Annotated in this window: 20 protein-coding genes; 11 read left to right on the top strand and 9 right to left on the bottom strand. The window is 70.4% G+C overall.

Features of this window, described 5'->3' with window-relative positions:
- Positions 1-239: 239 nt before the first annotated feature.
- On the bottom strand, positions 240-719 hold the full coding sequence (locus ABD810_RS34300; RefSeq protein WP_344950584.1) for an Lrp/AsnC family transcriptional regulator: 480 nt from the start codon (positions 717-719) through the stop codon (positions 240-242).
- A 102-nt stretch (positions 720-821) separates the two neighbouring features.
- Here ABD810_RS34300 and hppD point away from each other — a divergent pair, with 102 nt between their 5' ends.
- Together hppD and ABD810_RS34290 are read left to right on the top strand one after the other, a co-directional pair.
- Positions 822-1,922, top strand: coding sequence for a 4-hydroxyphenylpyruvate dioxygenase (hppD, locus tag ABD810_RS34295; protein ID WP_344950581.1), 1,101 nt, complete (start codon positions 822-824; stop codon positions 1,920-1,922).
- Between the two features lie 156 nt (positions 1,923-2,078).
- Entirely contained in the window at positions 2,079-3,566 is a 1,488-nt protein-coding gene (locus tag ABD810_RS34290; protein WP_344950578.1) for a M1 family metallopeptidase, read from the top strand.
- A gap of 7 nt (positions 3,567-3,573) precedes the next feature.
- Here the strand turns inward: ABD810_RS34290 and ilvA are convergent, their stop codons facing one another.
- From ilvA to ABD810_RS34265, 5 genes are all read right to left on the bottom strand, one after another.
- Positions 3,574-4,788 carry a threonine ammonia-lyase gene (gene ilvA / locus ABD810_RS34285; protein ID WP_344950575.1) on the bottom strand — a complete coding sequence of 405 codons (1,215 nt, stop codon included), beginning with the start codon at positions 4,786-4,788 and terminating at the stop codon, positions 3,574-3,576.
- 111 nt (positions 4,789-4,899) lie between these two features.
- On the bottom strand, positions 4,900-5,586 hold the full coding sequence (locus tag ABD810_RS34280) for a hypothetical protein (protein ID WP_344950572.1): 687 nt from the start codon (positions 5,584-5,586) through the stop codon (positions 4,900-4,902).
- Positions 5,583-6,155: an RNA polymerase sigma factor gene (locus ABD810_RS34275; RefSeq protein WP_344950569.1), complete on the bottom strand. Its 573-nt coding sequence runs from the start codon at positions 6,153-6,155 to the stop codon at positions 5,583-5,585. Before ABD810_RS34275 ends, ABD810_RS34280 begins: the two co-directional genes overlap by 4 nt.
- Before the next feature lie 104 nt (positions 6,156-6,259).
- Positions 6,260-7,345, bottom strand: a complete 1,086-nt coding sequence (locus ABD810_RS34270) for an ROK family protein (RefSeq protein WP_344950566.1) — start codon at positions 7,343-7,345, stop codon at positions 6,260-6,262.
- A 136-nt stretch (positions 7,346-7,481) separates the two neighbouring features.
- Positions 7,482-8,702, bottom strand: coding sequence for an FIST signal transduction protein (locus ABD810_RS34265; protein WP_344950564.1), 1,221 nt, complete (start codon positions 8,700-8,702; stop codon positions 7,482-7,484).
- Positions 8,703-8,873: 171 nt separating this feature from the next.
- Here ABD810_RS34265 and ABD810_RS34260 point away from each other — a divergent pair, with 171 nt between their 5' ends.
- The 4 genes from ABD810_RS34260 (at position 8,874) to ABD810_RS34245 (ending at position 13,374) form a co-directional block, all read left to right on the top strand.
- On the top strand, positions 8,874-10,358 hold the full coding sequence (locus ABD810_RS34260) for a sigma 54-interacting transcriptional regulator (RefSeq protein ID WP_425567004.1): 1,485 nt from the start codon (positions 8,874-8,876) through the stop codon (positions 10,356-10,358).
- A 131-nt stretch (positions 10,359-10,489) separates the two neighbouring features.
- Positions 10,490-12,454 carry a vWA domain-containing protein gene (locus ABD810_RS34255; RefSeq protein ID WP_344950558.1) on the top strand — a complete coding sequence of 655 codons (1,965 nt, stop codon included), beginning with the start codon at positions 10,490-10,492 and terminating at the stop codon, positions 12,452-12,454.
- Positions 12,455-12,706: 252 nt separating this feature from the next.
- Positions 12,707-12,865: a hypothetical protein gene (locus tag ABD810_RS34250; RefSeq protein WP_344950555.1), complete on the top strand. Its 159-nt coding sequence runs from the start codon at positions 12,707-12,709 to the stop codon at positions 12,863-12,865.
- A gap of 74 nt (positions 12,866-12,939) precedes the next feature.
- Positions 12,940-13,374: a hypothetical protein gene (locus ABD810_RS34245; RefSeq protein ID WP_344950552.1), complete on the top strand. Its 435-nt coding sequence runs from the start codon at positions 12,940-12,942 to the stop codon at positions 13,372-13,374.
- Here ABD810_RS34245 and ABD810_RS34240 read toward each other — a convergent pair.
- On the bottom strand, positions 13,371-14,513 hold the full coding sequence (locus ABD810_RS34240) for a cystathionine gamma-synthase (RefSeq protein ID WP_344950549.1): 1,143 nt from the start codon (positions 14,511-14,513) through the stop codon (positions 13,371-13,373). The genes ABD810_RS34245 and ABD810_RS34240 overlap by 4 nt on opposite strands.
- Positions 14,514-14,665: 152 nt before the next feature.
- Between ABD810_RS34240 and ABD810_RS34235 the strand changes: the two genes are divergently transcribed.
- Entirely contained in the window at positions 14,666-16,000 is a 1,335-nt protein-coding gene (locus tag ABD810_RS34235; protein WP_344950546.1) for an MMPL family transporter, read from the top strand.
- Positions 16,001-16,025: 25 nt separating this feature from the next.
- Positions 16,026-17,114, top strand: a complete 1,089-nt coding sequence (locus tag ABD810_RS34230; protein ID WP_344950543.1) for a sensor histidine kinase — start codon at positions 16,026-16,028, stop codon at positions 17,112-17,114.
- A 59-nt stretch (positions 17,115-17,173) separates the two neighbouring features.
- Here ABD810_RS34230 and ABD810_RS34225 read toward each other — a convergent pair whose 3' ends face one another.
- The gene (locus ABD810_RS34225) at positions 17,174-18,553 is read right to left on the bottom strand and encodes a cystathionine beta-synthase (protein ID WP_344950541.1); all 1,380 of its coding nucleotides are present in this window, start codon (positions 18,551-18,553) and stop codon (positions 17,174-17,176) included.
- A 367-nt stretch (positions 18,554-18,920) separates the two neighbouring features.
- Between ABD810_RS34225 and ABD810_RS34220 the strand changes: the two genes are divergently transcribed.
- The 3 genes from ABD810_RS34220 to ABD810_RS34210 all read left to right on the top strand — a co-directional run bounded on the left by ABD810_RS34220 (position 18,921) and on the right by ABD810_RS34210 (position 22,723).
- Entirely contained in the window at positions 18,921-19,832 is a 912-nt protein-coding gene (locus ABD810_RS34220; RefSeq protein ID WP_344950538.1) for an SGNH/GDSL hydrolase family protein, read from the top strand.
- Positions 19,833-19,883: 51 nt separating this feature from the next.
- Positions 19,884-21,236, top strand: a complete 1,353-nt coding sequence (locus ABD810_RS34215) for a PQQ-binding-like beta-propeller repeat protein (protein WP_344950535.1) — start codon at positions 19,884-19,886, stop codon at positions 21,234-21,236.
- 266 nt (positions 21,237-21,502) lie between these two features.
- A complete protein-coding gene (locus ABD810_RS34210) occupies positions 21,503-22,723 on the top strand; it encodes an acetyl-CoA C-acetyltransferase (protein ID WP_344950532.1) in 1,221 nt (406 codons plus the stop codon).
- Between the two features lie 16 nt (positions 22,724-22,739).
- On the opposite strand, the gene ABD810_RS34205 is transcribed toward ABD810_RS34210, so the two are convergent.
- Positions 22,740-23,150 (bottom strand): PPOX class F420-dependent oxidoreductase, encoded by a 411-nt coding sequence (locus ABD810_RS34205; protein ID WP_344950529.1) that lies wholly within the window; start codon positions 23,148-23,150, stop codon positions 22,740-22,742.
- Positions 23,151-23,225: the final 75 nt, after the last annotated feature.

The following is a 23,225-nucleotide window of genomic DNA, read 5'->3' as shown; positions in this document are numbered from 1 at the left end:
CCCGATCTACTACTCAGCAAACCCCCGTAAGCTGGGCGGATCGTCCACAGTAAACGATAGATAGCGGTGCTCCGCTCGTCGAGTGGGCTCTCATTCTCCGCATGGCCCAGGCTCGCAGATTTCCCGTTCCTTCTATGGGACATGCTCGCGAGTTCCCTGGTTCACGTACGGGACAGACCCGCTGATCGCCACGTTTTCGTACGAAACGGGGGGCGGGTTCTCGCGAGAAAAGCGAGGCCTCAGCGGCCGCGATGGCGAGGCGTGTCGGCCACCAGAGGCAGGACCCGGTAGGCCACCGGTGTGTCCAGCGCGATCACCGACGACGTGCGCACCACCCCCTCGACGTCCACGATGACGTCGATCACCCGTTGCAGGTCGGCGTTGCTCCGCGCGACCACCCTGCACAGCATGTCACCGCCACCGGTGATCGTGTGGACCTCCAGCACTTCCGGAATGGAGGCGAGGAGGCTCGCGACCGGATCATGGCCGCTCACCTGCCGGATCTGCAGGGTGACGAAGGCGGTTACCTGGTACCCCAGGGCGGCCGGGTCGACATCGGGGCCGAACCCGGTGATCACCCCGCTCTCCACGAGCCGGTCGAGCCGCGCCTGGACCGTGCCCCGGGCCACACCGAGCCGCCGGGACGCCTCCAGGATGCCCACCCGCGGCTCGGCGGCGAGCAGGGTGATGAGCCGTGCGTCCAGCTCGTCAATCATCATGCTGTACAGGATTACCGTTGATGTCCGCATTCCACTAGGCAATATGCCTACTAGTTTGGGTAACACTTGCACAGATAGGCCACATCGTCTGAGAGTGACCCCATGAGCGATGTATTTCCCGTACACGGCATGGATTCGGTGGTCTTCGCGGTAGGCAACGCCAAGCAGGCGGCGCACTACTACTCCTCGGCCTTCGGCATGCGCCTGGTCGCGTACAAGGGGCCGGAGACGGGAAGCCGCGACGAGGTGGCCTACGTGCTCACCTCCGGAAGCGCGCGCTTCGAGCTACGTGGCTCGGTACGACCGGGCACCGAGATCGCCCGCCACGTGGCCGAGCACGGCGACGGCGTGATCGACCTGGCCCTGGACGTGCCCGACGTGGAGGCCGCCTACGCGCACGCGGTGAAGGCGGGCGCGCGCGGGCTGGAGGAGCCGTACACGGCCGAGGACGAGCACGGCAAGGTGGTGCTCGCGGCCATCGCGACCTACGGCGAGACCCGGCACACCCTGGTCGGCCGGGCCAACTACAGCGGCCACTACCTGCCGGGCTACGTGCCGGTCCAGCCCTTGATCGAGCCGCCGGCCAAGAGGTACTTCCAGGCCATCGACCACTGCGTGGGCAATGTCGAGCTCGGCAAGATGGACGAGTGGGTGGACTTCTACAAGCGGGTCATGGGCTTCACCAACATGGCCGAGTTCATCGGCGACGACATCGCCACCGAGTACTCCGCTCTCATGTCGAAGGTCGTCGCCAACGGCACGCGCAAGGTGAAGTTCCCGCTGAACGAGCCGGCCGTCAGCCGCAAGAAGTCGCAGATCGACGAGTACCTGGAGTTCTACGGCGGCCCCGGCGTGCAGCACATCGCGCTCGCCACCAACGACATCCTGCGTACGGTCCAGCAGATGCGGGCGGCCGGGGTGGAGTTCCTCGACACGCCCGACTCCTACTACGACGACCCGGCGCTGCGCGAGCGGATCGGCCAGGTGCGCGCCCCCATCGAGGAGCTGAAGAAGCACCGCATCCTGGTGGACCGCGACGAGGACGGCTACCTGCTGCAGATCTTCACCAAGCCCGTGCAGGACCGGCCGACGGTGTTCTTCGAGTTCATCGAGCGGCACGGCTCGCTCGGCTTCGGCAAGGGCAACTTCAAGGCGCTGTTCGAGGCGATCGAGCGGGAGCAGGAGCGGCGCGGCAACCTGTGATCATCGAGCGGCCCGCCGTACGAAGGCGGTTCTCCTCCGTACGGCGGTCCGCTTCCTCGCCGCCTCGGGCCTGGCCGGCCTGACCCGGGATCTGTTGGACGGAAAGAGGCGGGCATTGCCTGACAAAGCCGCTTCCACCATTGCGGCAGATACCTGATGACCTGGGCTTTCTCGCGTAAGCTGCTCGACATGCAGCTCAAGGCGCCCAAGCGGGTGACGACCGCCGTCCTGTCCGCGACGCTACTCGGACTGAACGCTTGTACCGCGTCGAGCGGAGCGGCGGCACCAAGCGCGGCGCCCGGCGACGGCAACGCCCAGTCCGCCGAGGCCAAGAGCGGCACGCCCGGCGCGGCCGGCATCGGCGACCCCGACTTCCCCACCGACGGCAACGGCGGGTACGACGTCGGCCACTACGCGCTGAAGCTCGCCTACGACCCGCCGACCAAGACCCTTTCCGGCACCGCGACCGTCACGGCGCAGGCCGTCCAGAACCTCTCGCGGTTCAACCTCGACCTGCACGGCTTCACCGTGCGCCGGGTGAGCGTCGACGGCAAGGCGGCGAAGTTCACCCGGGAGGGCGACGAGCTCACGGTCAACCCGCCCGCGGTGATCCGCAGGAGCTCGGGCTTCAAGGTCACCGTCGACTACGCCGGCAAGCCGGACCCCGTCCGCAACTCCTCCAACCTCGGCACCTACGGCTTCATCCCCACCAAGGACGGCGCGTTCGTCACCAGCGAGCCCAACGGCGCCAAGACCTGGTTCCCCGGCAACGACCACCCGGCCGACAAGGCGACGTTCGACTTCGACGTCACGGTCCCCGCGGGTACGACGGTCATCGCCAACGGCGAGCTGCGCGGCGCCCCGGTCACCTCCGGCGGGCGCTCGACCTTCGCCTGGCGCGAGACCCATCCGATGGCGACCTACCTCGCGACGATCACGCTCGGGAAGTTCGACGTCCGCACCGGCAGAACCCCCGGCGGCATCCCGATGTACGCCGCGACCGACCCGGCGTTCCGCCACAACCTCGACTTCCTCTACACCACCTCCGCCAAGGTGACCGACTACTGGTCGACGGTCTTCGGGCCCTACCCGTTCTCCTCCACCGGCGGCGTGATCGACGACTTCTCCGCCGGGTACGCACTGGAGAACCAGACCAAGCCGATGTACGGCGGGTTCGAGCCCGACACGGGCATCATCGCCCACGAGCTCGCCCACCAGTGGTTCGGCGACAGCCTGAGCGTCACCCGGTGGAAGGACCTGTGGCTCAACGAGGGCTTCGCGACCTACGCCGAGTGGCTCTGGGCCGAGCACAACGGCGGCCTCACCGCCGAGAAGACCTTCCAGGACTACTACTCGGCCAAGCACGCCCCCATCTGGAGATACCCACCGGGCGTGGCCCAGCGGCAGGACCTGTTCAACACCTCGGTCTACCTCAGGGGCGGCATGACGCTGCACGTCCTGCGCAAGCGGATCGGCGACGAGACGTTCTTCAAGCTCCTGCGCACCTGGACCGACCAGCACAAGTACGGCAACGTCACGACCGACGACTTCATCAAGCTCTCGGAGAAGCTGTCCGGCCGTCCGCTGGGCGACCTGTTCGACGCCTGGCTGTACCAGCCGCAGCGCCCGGAGATCAGCAGCTGACGGCCGGTCAGTTGAAGATCAGCTTGTAGCCGTAGCGCCGGAGGCCGCTGAGCACCTCTTCGCAGTGGAGGGGGCCCTTGGTCTCCAGGTGCAGCAGCACCTCTGCCTCGTCGAGGTGCAGCCGGGGGTCCACCCGCTCGTGGCCGACGTCGAGCACGTTGGCTCCGAGATCGGCCAGGCGGCCGAGAAGCGTGGCGAGCGCCCCGGGGCGGTCGGGGAGCCTGATCCGGAAGGCCTGATAGCGTCCCGCGACCGACAGCCCGTGGCGCAGCACCTTCGACAGCAGCAGCGGGTCGATGTTGCCCCCGGAGAGCACCACCACGACCGGCGGCTCGAAGGCGTGCGGCCAGTCGAGCAGCGCCGCCACACCGGCCACCCCCGCCGGCTCCACCACCAGCTTGGTGCGTTCGAGGCAGAGCAGCAGGGCCCGCGACAGGGTCTCCTCGGAGACCGTCACCACGCTGTCGACCAGGTAGTGGATCATCTCGAAGGTGATGTCGCCGGGCCGGCCGACGGCGATGCCGTCCGCCATGGTCGAGACGGGCTCCACCACGACGGGATGTCCCGCGGCGAGCGAGGCCGGGTAGGCGGCGGCCCGCTCGGCCTGGACGCCCACGATGCGGACGCCCGGTCGCATCGACTTCACCGCCAAGGCGACCCCGGCCGCGAGCCCGCCTCCGCCGACCGCGAGCGCGATCGTGCCGACCTCGGGGAGCTGTTCGAGGATCTCCAGCCCCAGACTGCCCTGACCGGCCACGACGTCGGGGTGGTCGAAGGGGTGGATGAAGACGGCGCCGGTCAGGTCGGCGTGCTCCTTGGCCGCCGCCAGCGCCTGGTCGACTGTCACCCCAGCGAAGATCACGTCGGCGCCGTACGCACGCGTCGCCTCGACCTTGGGCAGCGGCGCGCCCTGCGGCATGAACACCGTGGCCTTGCAGCCCAGCAGGCCCGACGCCAGAGCCACCCCCTGGGCGTGGTTCCCCGCGCTCGCCGCGACCACGCCCCGGGAACGTTCCTCGTCGGTCAGCCGCGCGATGCGGACGTACGCGCCCCTGACCTTGAACGAGCCGGCCCGCTGGAGGTTCTCGCACTTGAGGTAGACCGGGCCGCCGATCAGCTCGGACAGGACCCGCGAATGCAGCAACGGCGTACGTATGACCACGTCGTTGAGCAGCTCACGGGCGGCGACCACATCGTCATAGGTCACCTCTGGGTACGCCATGCCCGAAGTCTCCCACTCATCGCCTCCCCTCGCCCTCACCGGCCCGCCATCAGTCCGGCGGCTGGGGGATGCCCCTACCGGGCGATGGACGCGGCGCTCGGCCGGGACCGGTCAGCTCCCCGGCGGCGGCGTGGCGTCCCCGATGTCGAACGCCCCCGGGTCGTCCACGAGCCTGCACGGGTTGACAGGCCCATCGGTCAGCCTGCCACTGAAGCTCCAGGCGACGCCGGGCTCGTCCACCGTCGGCTCCTTCTGGTTCTCCGCCACCTCGATCACCACGGTCTGGCCGCGCCGGACGTACTGCGGATAGATCGTGATGCCGTTACGCATCCGTATGGCCTTGCCGGAGGGCGAGCCGGCCAGCTTCTCGCGGACCTTCGCCCGTACGGCGGGATCCTCGCTCCCGAGCTCCTCAGCGGTCGGGATGCTCGCCTGGTCCGCCTCCAGGGGACGGAACCCGGGCCTCTCACACCGCTTGCCCAGCGGCATGTACGTGACGTCGGCGCGCACGCCCTCGGCCGCGAGATCCTTCTCGACACCTTCCGGGTCGCGGAGCTCGTGGATCGTGAGGGTGACCGTGCCGTCCGGATTCCTGGTCACCGCGTAGGCCGGGGTGCCGGTCCCGGTCACCAGCGGCACGGCGATGGCCGCCGCGGCGGCGGTGCCGGCGACCGCGGTCACCCCCAGGAGCCTGCGGACGCGGGTCCGGCGCGGAGCGGGGGCACGCCCCTGTGGTGCCCGGACGGCCATCTCGGCCTTGAGCTCCGCGAGCAGTCTGTCCTCGAATGTGTCGTTCACTTGAGTCCTTCCATCACGAGGGGCGGTACGACGCCGGGAACCCGCAGCAGTGAGCGCCTCGCCCGGTGGAGCCTGACGCGCGCGGTGCCCTGCCGGATGCCGAGGGCGGCGGCGGCCTCGGGCACGGTGAGCTGGTCGACCACGACCAGCTCCAGCAGCGCCCGTTCGCTCTCCGGGAGTCCGGTCATGGCCTGGAGAGCTCGCCGCGCCGGGCTCTCCGCGTCTATCCGGTCTTCCAGGCGTGCCAGGTCGTCGCCTTCCAGCAGCCTGCGGCCCGCGATCCGGCTGCCCGCCCGGAGCTCGCGTGCCGCCCGCCGCCGTTCGGCGAGGACGGTGTTGCGCGCCACGCCGTACAGCCACGCGACCTCGCTTCCCCGGCCCGGCCGGTAGGTGTGCGCCGAGTCCAGCACGGCGAGGAAGACCTCCGCGACGAGGTCCGCGACCGTGTGGGGGTCGTCGACCCGGCGTGCCAGGAAACGCGTCATCTGGTCGAAGTGGCGCCGGTAGAAGGCTTCGAAGGCGTCGGGATCGTCGGCGATCTCCGCCAACCCCGGTTGTCTGAGGCGCACCTGCTTCGCTCCCTTCGTCGTCCGAGTGCTTACCTCCCTGCTTGGACGAAGAGCCACAAAGCGTTACATCAGGGCTTGCTGTGCTGTGAGCGATTTCGGCGATTTCAGTGAGCGGTCCAGTAGCGGTCGGGGGCGAGGACGAGGGCGGCGGCGCCGATGAGGCCGGCGTCCTGCCCCAGGTGGGCGGGGACGACGCGGACACGCTTGGCGAAGTCCATTCGGGCGTGCGCCCGCAGCGCCGCTTCGAGCGGCTCGAACAGCAGCGGCCCCGCCTGCGACAGGCCGCCGCCGATGGTCACGATGTCGAGGTCGCACATATGGGTGGCCGACGCGATGGCGATGCCGAGCGCCGTGCCCGCGCGGGTCATCGCGCCGAGGGCGATCTCATCCCCGGCGGCGGCGTCCGCCGACAGCTGCCGTCCGGTCGCCTCGGCGGCCTCGACGTACGTCCCGGCCGGGCGGGCGCCCGTCCGGAAGTCCCCTGCCTCCGCGCCCGTGGTAGAGGCCCCGGTGCCCGTGGTGGAGGCCCCCGCGGCCGTGGTGGGGGCCTCGGCGTTCGTACCGGAGAGGCGGCCGGGGATCCAGCCCTGTTCGAGGGCCCAGGCGGCGAGGCCGGGGCCCCGGGCGACGGCCTCCAGGCATCCTCGCCCCCCGCACCCGCACGCGGGGCCGTCCGGGTCCACCGCGACGTGGCCGATGTGCCCGGCGTTGCCCGTGCCGCCGTCGATCAGCCTGCCGCCGAGGATGAGCCCGCCGCCGACGCCCGTCGAGACGACCATGCCGAGCATGTCGTCGCTTTCCTGGCCCGCGCCGCGCCAGTGCTCGGCCACGGCCACGCAGATCGCGTCGTTGTGTACGCGCGCGGGCAGGCCGGGAAACCGCCCGGCCAGCCGCTCACGCAGGGGGAAATCGCGCCAGCCCGGCATGTTCAGCGGGGAGACGACGCCCTCGGGCCAGGCCATCGGGCCGCCGCACCCGGCCCCGACGCCGATCACCTCACGTCCGGGCTGCCCTTCGAGCACGGAGTCGACCAGCCCGGCCAGGGCCTTCCACAGCGTGGGCGCGTCGCCCCCGGGCGGGGTGGCCACGCGGTCGGCGACGACGATCTCCCCGGCACGGTCGACCAGTGCGGCAGCCAGCTTGGTGCCACCGACGTCGACCGCCACCACGACGTCCGAGTCACGCGCCACTGATCACGCCTCCCAGGTCTTCCCGAACGATCACAGGAACGCGGGCGCCCGAGAGAGGCGGCCCACGCCTCCTAGGATCACATGCCGCACGCGTCCCGATGCGGGGCGGATGGGGCGTCATCGCCGTGCGGGGGCTTCAGACCCCGTGGGCGGCCTTGTTACCTCCGTCGGAGCCTTTCTGGCCCGCGCCGCTGGAGAAGACGAGGATCGAAGCGGAGAACCCGTGCACGTGGTTGTGCCCCGCCACCGGGCCCACCTCGCCGAGGGCGAAGAACCCCGCCATGCCGATCGGGCCGAGGGTGTCGTGGAGCGCGAGCGCGTCATGATCGGGGCTGCCGAACATCGCCGAGCCCCTGCCGTTGCAGGAGAACAGCAGCGCGCCGTCGATCCGTCCGCGCTCCTCGACGTGGGCGTCCAGCAGCGCGTACAGGTCCTCGTCGGCGGTGGCGGCGTCCCGCACCTGGAACCGGACGCTCTGGCCGATGTCGAGCACGTCGCCGACGGCCACGGCCTCCCTCTCGGGGTCGATGCCGAGGATGCCGCGGATCAGGAAGTCCCCCCGCTCGTGGCTCTCGGCGTACTCGTCCATCGCGACGCCGATCTGCAGGCCGGAGGCGACCAGTTCCCTGTCCTCCTCGTCGAGGCCGCTGACGATGTCCTCGAGGCGGGCGAGCGCGGGCTGCCCGGCCAGCTCCAGCAGGAGGTTCTCCTCGGACCGGGTGACGACCATGGTGGGGCCGATGGGGCGGCAGCCCTGGCTGACGACGGTGCTGACGTTGACCGGGCCGCTGAGGATGACGCCGATGGCCCCTTCGGTGTACATCTCGCCACCCGCGAACAGGCGCACCGATCCCTGCCCTCGCATCCCGTTGGCCAGCCCGCCCACGAGCGGGAGGTTCCCGAGGACCTCGGCGGAGTGCTCCACGAAGGCGTCGGTGGGGAAGCTGTACGGATCGGCGAGCAGGATGGCCACCTGGTCGTCGGCACCCCGGTCGGGGAGCCCGATGATGACGAAACGGTCCTCCATGCGCAGGGTCTCCAGCGCGAAGGTGGTCACCCGGCCTCCGCCGAGGCTCCCCGCCCAGGCGCTGACCGCCGAGGTCAGCTCGACTCCCTGGCTGTCGCCGATGACGCCGGTGGCGCTGCAGCCGATCACCTGGGCCCCGGGCGCCATGCGCATGGCCCGCAGCCCGGCGCGGGCCACGTCCTCGGGGTCGTCGCCGCAGATGAAGAAACAGACGAGGTCGGGTGGCCCTGACAGGCCCGAGAGCGCTTGGCGTACCGCGGTCTCGGCGGCCCCCACCAGGTCCGGCCCCACGGCGAGACCGTCCGCGAACCGGCTCGTCAGCACTGCCACACGCCTCGCCTCCTCTTGTCTCGCGAGTCGTCGTGCGTCGTACATTTGCCCCTCTTGGCCGGATTCTCCCCACTACGGCGATAACAACGCGCGCGTAGCGTCACGCAATGGTCAAGATCCGAAATGTGTATAAGCTGCCGCAACCTCCACGGGCGACGTAGTCTCGATCCCGTGCATGAATCGCCCACACCGCGAACTGAAACGCCGCAAGCTCGCACTCTGCATGACCTGCGCGAAAGTGGCCACACCTACCGCACGGTCAAGGCGGAGATCCGCGAGAACCTGCTGGCCAGATTACGCTCAGGCGCGCCGAGATTCCCGGGCATCGTCGGATTCGACGACACCGTGCTCCCCCACCTGGAGCGGGCCCTGCTGGCGGGCCACGACCTGGTGCTGCTGGGCGAGCGTGGCCAGGGCAAGACGCGGCTCATCCGTACGGTCACCGGTCTGCTCGACGAGTGGACCCCTGTCATCGACGGCTGCGAGATCAACGACCATCCATACGCCCCCGCCTGCGTCCGCTGCGTGAGGCTCGCCGCCGAACAGGGCCACGACCTGCCTATCGCCTGGAAGCACCGGGACGACCGATACGGCGAGAAGCTCGCCACCCCCGACACCTCCGTCGGCGACCTGATCGGCGACGTCGACCCGATCAAGATCGCCGAAGGGCGCACGCTCGGCGACCCGGAGACCGTCCACTACGGCCTGGTGCCCCGCACCAACCGGGGCGTCTTCTCGGTCAACGAGCTTCCCGACCTGGCCGAGCGCATCCAGGTGTCGCTGCTCAACGTGCTGGAGGAGCGCGACATCCAGGTGCGCGGCTACAACCTGCGCCTGCCCCTGGACCTCCTGCTGATCGCCAGCGCCAATCCCGAGGACTACACCAACCGCGGCCGGATCATCACCCCGCTGAAGGACCGCTTCGGCGCCGAGATCCGCACGCACTACCCCCAGAGCCTGGAGGACGAGCTCGCGCTGATCCGCCAGGAGGCCGCGCTCAACTGGCGAGGCGACGATCCGGCGAGCGGCGCCGTCACCGGCGGCGTGGCGGGCGAGCCGTCGGGGCTGAGCGCCGAACTGCCCGAGCACCTCATGGAGGTCATCGCCCGCTTCACACGCCTGGTGCGCGAGTCGACGGCGGTGGACTCCCGCTCCGGCGTCTCCGCCCGCTTCGCGATCGCCGCCGCCGAGTCGGCCGCCGCCTCGGCCGTGCGCAGGGCGGCGCTCACCGGCGAGGAGCGCCCGGTGACCCGGGTGTGCGACCTGCCGGGGATCGTCCCCACGCTGCGCGGCAAGGTGGAGTTCGAGGTGAGCGAGGAGGGCCGCGAGGTCGAGGTGCTCTCCCACCTGCTGCGCCGGGCGACCGCCGAGACGTTCCGCGGCACGCTGGGCGGCATGGACCTGTCAGCGCTGCTCGACAAGTTCACCGAGGGTCTCCAGATCGAGTCCGGTGAGATGACGCCGGCCACCGACCTCCTGCACCGCATCGGGCCCATCACCGGCCTCGCCAAGATCATGTCCGCGGTGGGCATGGGCGAGGGCGACGAGTCCCCCGGGCACGCCGCCGCGGCGCTGGAGTTCGCCCTCGAAGGGCTCTACCTCATGCGGCGCCTGTCCAAGGACGAAGTGGACGGGGGCGCGGTCTACCGCACCTGACCCCGGTTCGCCGAAGGCGGCCTCTCCTGGCCGGTGGGCCGCCTTCAGCCCTGCCGTGCCCGGCGCACGGCACCGGACACGGCCCCCGCTTTACCCGCACACCGGAACCACAACGATTAGGCTCACAAAAGATGAGTGGCTACCGATACGGCGAGTACCACGACGGGCCCGATCCGCTGGCGCCGCCGTACGACGTCCGCGCCGCGCTCGATGAGATGGGCGACGCGATCCTCTCGGGGTCAACTCCCCTCGACTCCCTCCGTGACCTGCTCAGACGCGGCCTGCCCGGCGCTCCGGACCGGCGCGGCCTCGACGAGCTGCTCCGCGAGGTGCGCGAGCGCCGCCGTGAGCTGCGCGAGCGCGGCAGCCTCGACGGCACGCTGGAACGCGCCCGAGCCCTGCTCGACAAGGCCATCGGCCAGGAGCGGGCCGAGCTGTTCCCCGACCCCTCCGACGAGGCGCGGATGCGCGAGGCGGAGCTGGACGCGGTGCCGAGCGACACCGCGAGCGCGGTCCAGCAGCTCAACTCCTACGAGTGGCGCTCCGCGGCCGCGCGGGAGACCTTCGAGGAGCTCCGCGACCTGCTGCGCAGGGAGGTCCTCGACAGCCGGTTCCGCGGCATGCGGGAAGCCCTGGCCAATCCCGATCCGGAAATGATGGAACGGGTCCGGCAGATGATGTCGGATTTGAACGACATGTTGGACCGGGATGCCCGTGGCCAGCACACTCAAGATGATTTCGACCAATTTATGCAGAAATATGGGGACTTCTTCCCGGAGAACCCCCGCAACCTCGAAGAGCTGGTCGACATCCTGGCCCGCCGGGCCGCCGCGGCCCAGCGGATGCTCGCCTCCATGACCCCCGAGCAGCGGGAGGAGCTCCAGGCCCTGATCGACCAGACGCTGCGGCAGGCGGGGCTGGGCGAGCAGATGTCCCGCCTCGGGGAGGCCCTGTACGCCCGCCGTCCCGACCTGGCCTGGGACACCCCCGAGCGGATGGACGGCGAGCAGTCTCTTGGCATGGGCGACGCCGTCAGCGTCCTGGAAGAGCTCGCCGACCTGAACCAGCTTGAGGAGGCGCTCCGCCAGGACTACCCCGGTGCCCGGCTCGACGATGTCGACGAGGCCGCGATCCGTCGCGCCCTCGGCCGTTCGGCGGTCGACGACCTGGAGACGCTCAAGCAGATCGAGCGCGAGCTGGAGCAGCAGGGGTACCTGCGACGGCAACGTGGCAAGCTGGAGCTCACCCCCAAGGCCGTACGCCGGCTCGGGGAGACCGCCCTGCGCCGGGTCTTCGACTCGCTGGACGCCGGACGCCGCGGCGACCACGACCAGCGTGACGCGGGATCCGCCGGCGAGCTCACCGGCTCCTCGCGCCCGTGGCGGTTCGGGGACGAGCAGCCCATCGACGTGGTGCGCACTCTGGTCAACGGCGTGCGCCGCGGCAGTGGCCCGGACGCCGACGGCCACGGCCGGGTGTCCCTGTCGGTGGACGACTTCGAGGTGGCGGAGACCGAGCGGCGCACCGCGGCCGCGGTGTGCCTGCTGGTCGACCTGTCGTACTCCATGGCCCTGCGGGGCACCTGGGCACCGGCCAAGCAGACGGCGCTGGCGCTGCAGGCGCTGGTCGCGTCCAAGTTCCCCGGGGACGCCGTGCAGATCATCGGCTTCTCGAACTACGCCCGGGTGCTCCAGGCCGAGGAGCTGGCCGGGCTCGAATGGGACATGGTCCAGGGCACCAACCTCCACCACGCCCTGCTGATCGCCGGCCGCCACCTCGACCGGCATCCCGACTTCGAGCCCGTGGTGCTCGTCGTCACCGACGGCGAGCCGACCGCCCACCTGATGCGGAACGGCCGCTACTGGTTCGAATGGCCGCCGTCCCGCGAGACGCTGGAGCTCACGCTGGCGGAGGTCGACAAGATGACCCGGCGCCGGGCCACGCTCAACGTGTTCATGCTGGCCACCGACGAGCGGCTCAAGGAGTTCGTGGACGAGGTCGCCCGGCGCAACGGCGGCCGGGTCTTCTCCCCCAGCGCCGACCGCCTCGGCGAGTATGTCGTCAGCGACTTCCTGCGGGCGCGCCGCAGCCGCTGACCGCTGACCGGCGGCCGGAAGGGTTCGGTCGTACCATTTACCGGGATTTATGCGTGTAAATGGTGGGCTGCCGTGGTCTGAATTCCTGTCCGCAGGGGTATGTCGTTGTTCCACGGCGCGTTTCCGGGCCATCTCGCGAATACGCTTCCCGGTGGCGCGTTAATCGCTTGCTGATCGATATGCGATCTCGGAGGATATTCATTAGGGGTGTCCGAAGCGGCCCCCCAACGCCCGCCACGAAAGGAGAGTGCGATGTTCGCGGCAGTCGCTCTCCTGGTGCTGATGGTCATCACGGTGATGATGTTCGAGGTCACCGTGAACAACCGCCCCCGGCATCCCCGGCCGCCCGTGGCCGGAGGCACCACGCTTCCCGAGGTCGCACCGGACACGCCGGACGTCCCGAAATCATGAGCCAGCTCTCATGATTTCAAGCGGTCGACGGGGAAGCGTTCCGCGCTGATCACGGAGACGGTAGCCTCAGCGGCATGTCGTTCCTCGACAAGCTTCTGCTCTGGCTGCACATCGGCTTCGCGATCTTCGCGATCGGGCCGCTGACCGTCGCCACCAGCTTCACTCCGCGATATATCCGGGCCCGAGACGCCGGCGTGCTGAACTTTCTGCACCGCACGACGCGCATCTTCGGCATTCTCACCCTTGGCGTGTTCCTGTTCGGCCTCGCCCTGGCCGGCAAGAACATCGGCAAGCCCTATCTGTCGGTCTCGATGACGCTGTTCATCGTGGCGGCGGTGCTGCTGGTCATCATCGATCGTGACCAGCGCACCGCCGTCCGCGTGCTGTCCAACGAGACGCCGGAAGACGACGCCAAGGTGCAGACCGGCCGCATCGCCACCCTGTCCGCGGTCACGGCCCTCATCTGGCTCGTGATCTTGGTGCTGATGGTCTGGTTCGACCTCCGCTAGGAGTCCAGCGCCTGCCTGAGGTCGGCGAGCAGGTCGCTGACCGTCTCGACGCCGACCGACAGGCGCACCAGGTCGGCGGGCACCTCCAGGGCCGAGCCGGCGACCGAGGCGTGGGTCATGCGTCCGGGGTGCTCGATCAGCGACTCGACGCCGCCGAGCGACTCGCCAAGGGTGAAGAGCTTGGTCCGGTCGCAGATCGCGACGGCCTCGGCCTCGCCGCCTGCGACGCGGAACGACACCATGCCGCCGAACCGCCTCATCTGCTTGGCGGCCACCTCGTGGCCGGGGTGCGAGGCGAGCCCCGGATAGAACACCTCGGTGACCCGGGGGTGCGACAGCAGCAGGTCGACCACATGCTCGGCGTTGTCGCAGTGGCGCTCCATGCGCAGGGCGAGCGTCTTGATGCCCCGCAGCGTCAGCCAGGCGTCGAACGGGCCCGCCACGGCGCCCATCGCGTTCTGGTGGTAGGCCAGGTCGTCGCCGAGCTGCCGGTCACGGGTGACCAGCGCGCCGCCGACCACGTCGGAGTGCCCGCCGACGTACTTGGTGGTGGAGTGGACCACCACGTCGGCGCCCAGCCCCAGCGGCTGCTGGAGGTACGGCGAGGCGAAGGTGTTGTCCACCAGCAGGAGGGCGTCCGCCTGGTGGGCGATGGAGGCGAGCGCCTCGATGTCGGCGATGCCCAGCAGCGGGTTGGTGGGGGTCTCGACCCAGATCGCCTTGGTGTCGGGACGGACGGCCGCGCGCACCGCCTCGATGTCACCGAGCGGCACCGGATCGTAGTGCAGGCCCCACCGCGCGAGGACCTTGGCGAACAGCCGATAGGTGCCGCCGTAGGCGTCGTCGGGGATGATGACGTGATCGCCGGGATTGCACACCGCGCGGAGCAGCGTGTCCTCGGCGGCCAGGCCGGACGCGAAGGCCAGCCCGCGTGTCCCGCCCTCGATCGCGGCCAGGCACTCCTCCAGGGCGGTCCTGGTGGGATTGGCCGACCGGCTGTACTCATATCCCGCCCGCAGGCCGCCGACCCCATCCTGTTTGTAGGTGGAAACGGCGTAGATCGGGGGCACGACCGCACCGGTGTGCGGGTCGGCCTCCTGGCCTGCGTGAACGGCCAACGTCTCGAAGCCTTCAATCATGGGTCCACGCTATCGCCCTCCCGGAGGACGAAACCTCCCGGCGGGACTACGGCTAAAGGACGAGGCCGGGATCAGCCCGGCGTCCGATGGCGGCGGTACCCCGCGGCGCCTACGGTCGGCTCAGGAGCGGGCTCACGACGGGACCAAGGCGAATGCTCGACGTCATCGGCAGGCTCACCACCCGCCATGCGTGGTGGGTGCTCGCCTGCTGGGCGGCCCTGCTCGCCGCCGCCGTGCCGCTCCTGCCCGGCCCGCTTCCCTGGGCCTCCGGCACATACGGCCCGCTGCCGGCCGGCGCCTCAGGAGCGTTCGGAACGGGCGCCGTGCTCCTGACGCTGCTGGTCTTTCTCCGCTCGCCCGCCGCGACGCTGGCGGCCGTACTGGTGGCGGTCGCCGCCGACCATCTCTCGGCCGCGCTGGTCTCGGCCCTGGGCCTGCCGCCGACGCCCGGCCTGTTCGCGTACGGCACGGCCCTGGGCTGCGCGACCATGCTGATCCACCGGTTCAGGGAGCGCCTGGCCTCGGGGGACGGGCCGGCGCACGCCGTGTGCACCTCGCTGGAGCAGACGGGAACGGTGATCGCGACAGCGGGCGCGGCCTGGATGGCCGCCTGCGGCGCGCTGCCGCTCGGCGCCTGGACCCGCGGTCTCGGCCCGGCCCTGGCGGTGACGGCGTCGGTCGAGATGCTGGTCGTCCTCACATTGCTCCCCGCGGCGCTGGCGGTGCTGGGCACCCGGCTGTCGTGGCCCGCGCGGCGCCGTCGGCGCACCGGCGCTCCCCCGGCCGCCGCGCGGTTCGGCCGGGCCGTCTCGGCTCACCCGGGCACGTGGACGGCGGTGACGGCGGGGCTCATCATCGCGATGGGGGCGTCCGGGCCGGTGCTCGTGCCCTCCCCGCTGCCCGTCGCCGTCGTGGCCGTGGCCGGGGTGCTGGTCGCGCTCGTCCTCGCGCTGGTGCTCCGGAGCCTGATCTCTCCCGTCTACCTCACGGCAGGGGCGCTCCTGGTGGCGTGGGCCTCCGGCACGGCCGCCGTTCGGCCGGCGGACCAGATGTCCGTCTTCATGCTCGTGCTGGTCGTCAACGTCTCCACCGCCCTGCTCGTGCTCGCGCGGGTGAGAGAGACCTCCCGTACCGGCCGTGATCCCCGGACCTCCTCGGCCCTGGCGGTCAAGTACGCCGCGCCACCCGCCGTCGCCGCCTTGCTGGTCGCGGGAACGCTCATCGGGATCGTCCACGACCCGCTGTCCGGAATCTTCCTGGTAGTCGGCGGCGGCGCCCTGTCTCTCGTGGTCGTCCCCGGCCTCACCGCGATGCTCGGCGCCCGCGCATGGTGGCCCGACGTCGCCCCGGACCCGGCCGTCGACGGAGCGCCCCGGGACGACGGTGGCTCGTCCGAACGGCCGATCCCGCACTCCGCCGCACGGAATACGCTCGATGTCCGTGAGGAACCCCCACCGGCTGGCCACCTTGGTTCAGCGACTCAGTGAGTTTGCACTGATTTGCTGGCTTGGGTTGCTCCTGCTCGCCGACATCGCCATGGCGATCTCTCTGGGCGGCGCGCAGGCCGCGGTGCCGCTGTGCGGGCTCATCGGCATCGGCGCCTACCTGCTGCGCGGCCGGTTCCGGGTGCAGGGCATGGTCCTGCTGATGGCGATGTCCGGCGGGGTGTCGCTGTTCACCGCCGTGTTCCACTGGACCGGCTCGCCAGGTTTCGCAGAGGCCGGCGTCCTCCTGCTGCTCACCGTCGGAGTCCTGCGCTGGGTCACGCCCCTGCGGGTCGCCGTGTCGCTCTCGCTGCTGTCGATGGTCACCCTCGAACTGTCCGCCGGCCTCCGCAACTCGGCGCCGGCGGCCGTCGGCTTCGGCTTCCTGTTCTTCGTCGCCTGGGCGACGGCGGTGGGCATCGGCAGCTACCTGCGCTACCAGCACGAACGCCGCCAGGAGACCGTGAACGCCGTACGGAGGGCCGAACGCCTGGAGCTGGCACGGGAGCTGCACGACCTGGTCGCGCACCACATCACCGGCATCGTGGTGCAGGCCCAGGCGGCCAGGACCGTCGCGGCCGGCAGCCCTGAGGCCGTCGTGCCCTCGCTGGAGGCGATCGCCAACGCGGGAGCGGAGGCACTGGCCTCCATGCGCCGCCTGGTCGGGGTGCTCCGGGCCGACGACGACGCGTCGCGCACCGCCGGTGCCACGATCGCCGACCTGCGCGTGCTGGTCGAGAGGTTCTCGGCCGGCGGCCCGCCGGTCACCTTCGACATCGGTCAGGGCCTCACCGAGTCCACGCTGGCGCCGGAGGTGGTCACCACCCTGCACCGCGTCCTGCAGGAGTCACTGACGAACGTACGCCGGCACGCGCCGGGCACGGGCTGGGTCGAGGCGGACCTGCGACCGGCCGACCAGGGGGTGCTGCTGCGCATCCGCAACCGCCGATCGTCCTCCGACCCCCGCGTCTCCAAGCTCGGCGGAGGGTTCGGCCTGGTCGGGATGGCCGAGCGGGTCAACGCCCTCGGCGGCACCCTGGTCGCCGGGCCGACCTCGGAAGGGGCGTGGGAGGTGCGCGCGTGGTTTCCCCTTGAATACGAGGCGGCCGGCCTCTGAGCCGGGCGCGGCGCCCTCGGGGGCACCGCGCCCGGCTCAGCCGTGACGCCGTGCCGCGTTCAGAGGTTCGCGGCGCTGGCCAGGAAGCCGAGCAGGTCCTGCCTGGTGATGAGGCCGATCGGCTTGCCGTCGTCGAGCACCACCGTGGCGTCGGCCTTCTCCAGGGCCTCGATCGCCACCGAGACCGGCTCCCCCGAGCCGATCATGGGGAGCGGAGCCGACATGTGCTCCTCGATGGGGTCCTCACCACGCACCTTGCCCCGGTAGAGCGCCTCGAGCAGGTCGCGCTCCACGATCGAGCCGACGACCTCGGCGGCCATGACCGGAGGCTCCTCCTTCATGACGGGGAGCTGCGACACGCTGTACTCCCGCATGATGGCGATCGCCGTGCTGACCGACTCGTGCGGGTGGGTGTGCACGAACTCGGGAAGGCCGGGCGACTTGCGGCCGAGCACGTCGCCGACCAGCCCTTCCTCGCTGGTGGAGGTCAGGAAGCCGTAGTCGGCCATCCAGTCGTCGTTGAAGATCTTCGACAGGTAGCCCCGGCCGCCATCGGGCAGCAGGACCACGACGACGTCGTCGGGCCCCGCCTCGGCGGCCACCTTGAGGGCCGCCACGACCGCCATGCCGCAGGAGCCGCCGACGAGCAGGGCCTCCTCGCGCGCCAGACGGCGGGTCATCCCGAAGGAGTCCTTGTCGGAGACCGCGATGATCCGGTCGGCGACCGTGGTGTCGTAGGTGGCCGGCCAGATGTCCTCGCCGACGCCCTCCACCAGGTACGGCCGTCCAGAGCCGCCGGAGTAGACCGAGCCCTCCGGATCGGCGCCGATGATCTGGACCCGGCCCCCGGAGACCTCCTTCAGATAGCGCCCCGTACCGCTGATCGTGCCGCCGGTGCCGACGCCGGCCACGAAATGGGTGATCCGTCCGTCGGTCTGCTCCCAGATCTCCGGACCGGTCGAGTGGTAGTGGCTGTTGGGGTTCTCGGGATTGGAGTACTGGTCGGGCTTCCAGGCGTTCGGGGTCTCACGCGCCAGCCGGTCGGAGACCGAGTAGTAGGACTCCGGATGGTCCGGCGAGACCGCCGTGGGACACACGACCACCTCGGCGCCGTACGCCCGCAGCACAGCGATCTTGTCCTGCGCCACCTTGTCGGGCACGACGAACAGGCAGTGGTAACCCCTGTCCTGGGCCACGATCGCCAGCCCGACGCCCGTGTTACCCGACGTGGGCTCCACGATCGTGCCACCCGGCCGCAGCTCTCCGGAGCGCTCGGCCGCCTCGATCATGCGCAGGGCGATGCGGTCCTTCACCGAGCCACCCGGGTTGAAGTACTCGACCTTCGCCAATACCTGTGCGGATATGCCGGCCGTGACCTTGCGCAGCCGTACGAGCGGGGTGTCGCCCATGAGCTCGATAAGCGAGTCGTGTACGCGCACCGGGAATAACACCTCATTTGCCAAAGCTTTGTCAGCTTGCGGATGCCGGATTCTCGATGGGTGATCTGGTCTCCGGCGGGTTTCAACTCCTCACCGTACCGTCACGACTACGACTCCAACGGACAGGCATCCGCGAGTCGCGCCCCGGCGGGCCAGAACGGGCGCGATCATAGTGCTCAGCTCTATGACAAGGCCATCGAACCAGCTCTTACCCCACTGAAACCACGACGGGAAACCACCACGAAGGTACGAGGATCAGGAAGGAACACCTGAAGTGATATGGACGCCGGGAACGGCACGGGCAGCCCGCCGTATCGCTACCGCCGCCGCCGTCGGCAGCGGGGGCGTCACAGCACTGGGAGCGGCCGTGTACGGCCTTCTCATGGCCGAGGCGATGCTCGCCCGTAAGATCGTCGGTCGTCCCCACGGCATGGTGGGGCCCGCGGCCGACGGTATCTACGGTGACTGGCGCGGCCAGGGAGGCGACGCGCCCGCCGAGCCGATCAGCCTCGTGATGCTCGGTGACTCGACCTCCGTCGGGCTGGGCATGACCGAGCCCTCCACGACCCCCGCCGTGCTCCTCGCCAACGGCCTGGCCGCCGCGGCCGAGCGGCCCGTGCGGCTCAACGTCTTCGGCCGGTCCGGCGCGGTGTCGGCCGACCTCACCCTCCAGGTCGACCGGGCGCTCAAGGTCCATCCCGATATCGCGGTCATCTTCGTCGGCGCCAACGACGTCACCAGCCAGGCCAAGCCCGCGGAGGCCGTGCGGCACCTGCAGAAGGCGGTACGCCGGTTCCGCGAGGCGGGCGCCCAGGTGGTCGTGGGCACCTGTCCCGACCTCGGCACCATCAGGCCGATCGCGCAGCCGCTCCGCTGGGTCACGCAGCGGTGGAGCCGCCAGCTCGCGGCGGCCCAGACGGTGGCCGTGATCGAGGAGGGCGGTCGCACGGTGGCGTTCGCGGACGTCCTCGGCCCGGAATTCGCCTCATATCCGGGCGAGATGTTCGGACCCGACCGATACCACCCATCTGCCCGAGGCTACCAACAGTGCGCTTACGTAGTGCTACCTTCTGTATGCGCTGCGTTGGGGTTCTGGCCACCGGCCGAGCCTGAGCGTGGCGAGGGATCGCAATCGATTTACCTCGCGGCGGCCATCGCCGCGGAGGAGTCCGGCACCGAGGTCACCGCGACCCGCGTCGCCGGCCGAGCGACCGGCCCCCAGGGAAGGTGGGCCACGATACTTCGCCGTCGGCCGGGGGCGATGCCTCGCAGCGCCTGAATCCGGTCACCCTCCGCGACATGGCCGTCACTCTGTCCGCATTGGAGTGGAATGCCCGTGATCCGGCCGATCGCGAAACCGGCCTTGGCGCTTGCCGGGGTCCTGGCCCTGGCTGGCTGTTCCAGCAGCAAGGCCGCCATCGAGGAGACGCATCCGACCTGGCACAACGCCGAGGTGAACGCCGTCAGCCGGGCCACCGTCGCGGCCGGCGTGGCCGCGGTCACCTCGATGAGGCCCGACGGCACGCTGGAGACCGCCGCCCTCGACCTGGCCGGCGGCAGGCGCCTGTGGACCGCGCCCGCGACGATCGCCGGACGTCTTCCCGGCATGGGGGTGCAGCCGCCCGCCGCCGTCGAGACCGGCCCCGGACAGGGGATCATCGCGGCGCTCGACCCCGCCAAGCAGGGCAGGTGGAACGCGACGCTGGTCGCCCGCGACGCGCGCACCGGGCAGCGCAAGTGGACCCGCCCCGTCCAGTCGACCTTCGGCCCGCAGCGCTGCGGCGCCTACCTCTGCATGTCGGAGAACACGGCGCTGGCCTCGGCCCGCATGGTCGTACTCGACCCGCTCACCGGCAAGCTCGCGTGGAAGCTTCCCGGCATCGCCGAGGTCGAGTGGTCCGACGCGTCCAGGGTCGTCATGCTCCACATGGCCAAGCATCCCGCGCTGTCGGCCCATGATCTGAAGACCGGCAAGCCCGCCTGGCAACTCCCGGTGGAGCAGGCGCTCAGCCCGGGCATCGACCTGTCGGGCGGCTGGTCCTTCGGCACCGCCGGGGGGAACCTCGTCGGCTACGTCGCCCCGTACACCAATCCCAAGAAGAACAGGACCTCGGCCTTCGGCCTCTTCTCGGTCAAGCTCGCGGACGGCACGGTCAACTGGCTGCGCCCCTCGGTCGTACGGGTCTATCCGAGCGGGAGCCCCGGCTTCGCACCGGTCGTGCGGCCCATCGACGAGGAGGGGCAGTACGGCGGCTTCGCCCGGCTCGACCCCGGCTCCGGGCGCGTGGTCGGCCAGATCACCGCCGACCAGGTGCCCGGCACGGGCTGGTGGCTCGCGTTCCCGCCCGACCTGGGCAAGCTCGACTTCCTCAAGCCCAACAGCACCGGCGCCGCCTTCGATCTCTCCTCCGGCCAGGCCGCCCCGGTCAAGGGCCAGCGCGGCTGGTCGTTCTGCGTCACCGATCCCAAGCCACTGCCGCTGGCCGGGCAGGCGCCGGGCTTCTACTCCGTGGCGTCGCTGTGCGAGTTCGACCTGGCGACGGGCAAGCGGGTGACCGGAGCGGGTGTCCCACCCCCGTGGTTCACCGGCAGCCAGGAGGGCTGGCGCCTCTGGCGCGACGAGAAGGGCGCCGTCCACGCCGTCAAGGACACCACCGGCACGATCCCGGGCATGTACGGCTGACGCGGCTCCGACAGGCGCGGTCCGCGCGCTCCACCACCCCGGGCATGTACGGCTCAGACGGCCTCTGGACGCGGCTCCCGGGTTGTGGAAGGCCGGCACATATAACGACATGCCACCCGACGCCGAGGCCCCGTAACAGGCTCACGGGGCTTTCGGTGTGCTTGCCGTACATAGTTCTGTTTCTTGGTGCCCCGGCACGTGGCTTCCGGACTACCAGACGGTAACCTCCGCTGGAGGGAGCCCTGCCACGAACCCAGGAGAGCCAGATGCCCGAGGCAGTAATCGTCGCGACGGCACGTTCGCCGATCGGCCGAGCCTTCAAGGGGTCGCTCAAGGACATCCGTCCCGACGACCTGACCGTTCAGATGATCAAGGCTGCGCTGGACAAGGTCCCGCAGCTCGACCCCAACGACGTCAACGACCTGATGCTGGGCTGCGGCCTGCCGGGCGGCGAGCAGGGCTTCAACATGGCCCGCGTGGTCTCGGTGCTGCTCGGCCTCGACGGTGTGCCCGGCACCACGGTCACCCGTTACTGCTCGTCCTCGCTGCAGACCACCCGCATGGCCTTCCACGCCATCAAGGCGGGCGAGGGCGACGTCTTCATCTCGGCGGGGGTCGAGATGGTCTCCCGCTTCGTCAAGGGCAACTCCGACTCGCTGCCCGAGACGACCAACCCGCTCTTCCTCGAGGGCAAGGCGCGCACCGACAAGAGCGCCGAGGGCGGCGGGGCGCAGTGGCGCGACCCGCGCCAGGACGGCATGCTGCCCGACGTCTACATCGCCATGGGGCAGACCGCCGAGAACGTCGCCGGGATCAGAGGCGTGAGCCGCCAGGAGCAGGACGAGTTCGGCGTCCGGTCGCAGAACCTCGCGGAGAAGGCCCTCGCCAACGGGTTCTGGGAGCAGGACATCACCCCCGTGACGCTGCCCGATGGCACCGTGGTCGCCAAGGACGACGGTCCAAGGCCCGGCACCACCTACGAGGCCGTCTCCCAGCTCAAGCCGGTGTTCCGGCCCGACGGCACGGTCACGGCGGGCAACTGCTGCCCGCTGAACGACGGCGGCGCCGCGGTGATCGTCATGAGCGACGTGAAGGCCGCGGAGCTGGGCATCACGCCGCTGGCCAGGATCGTGTCGACCGGCGTCACCGGCCTGTCCCCCGAGATCATGGGCCTTGGGCCGGTCGAGGCGTCCAAGCAGGCGCTGGGCCGGGCCGGCATGTCGATCGGCGACGTCGACCTCGTCGAGATCAACGAGGCCTTCGCCGCCCAGGTGATCCCGTCCTACCAGGAGCTGGGCATCGACATCGACCGGCTCAACGTCAACGGCGGCGCCATCGCCGTCGGGCACCCGTTCGGGATGACGGGCGCCCGCATCACCTCCACCCTGATCAACAGCCTGCGCTTCCACGACAAGGCCATCGGCCTCGAGACGATGTGCGTCGGCGGCGGCCAGGGCATGGCCATGGTGCTGGAGCGGCTGAGCTAGCAGGCGGGGCCGGCTCCTAGCCCATGTAATCGGGGCCGGCCCGCTTCAGGTCGATGCGGACCAGGACATTGCGCTGCTGCGTCATGGCGGCGCGGTATTCGTCCCAGTCGGAGTGCTCGCCGGAGACGCTGCGGAAATACTCCACCAGAGGCTCCATGGCCTCGGGGAGGGCGATCACCTCGGCGGTGCCCTCGACCTGGATCCACTCGCCGATGAACTCGTCGACGAACACGCACAGCGAGACGTCGGGGTTCGCGCGGAGCTGGCGGGTCTTGGCGGCGGTCTCGCGGGTGCTGACGATCGCGCGGCCCTCGGAGTCCATCCCCACGAGCACGGGTGACATCTGCGGGTGGCCGTCGGCGCGCCAGGTCTGTATCACGGCACGATGGTTGTTGCGGATGAAGTCACGGGCCTTGTCGAGATCCATAGGGCAATGATGGCTTATCCGCGGCAAGACCAGCGCCCACACCATCAGATGGCATGGGCGCACTGGGGTCGTGCA

It is taken from the genome of Sphaerisporangium flaviroseum (genome assembly GCF_039537005.1).
GTDB classification, from domain to species: domain Bacteria; phylum Actinomycetota; class Actinomycetes; order Streptosporangiales; family Streptosporangiaceae; genus Sphaerisporangium; species Sphaerisporangium flaviroseum.
Note: the sequence above shows the minus strand (reverse complement) of the source record. Positions and strands in the feature narration are given on the sequence as shown.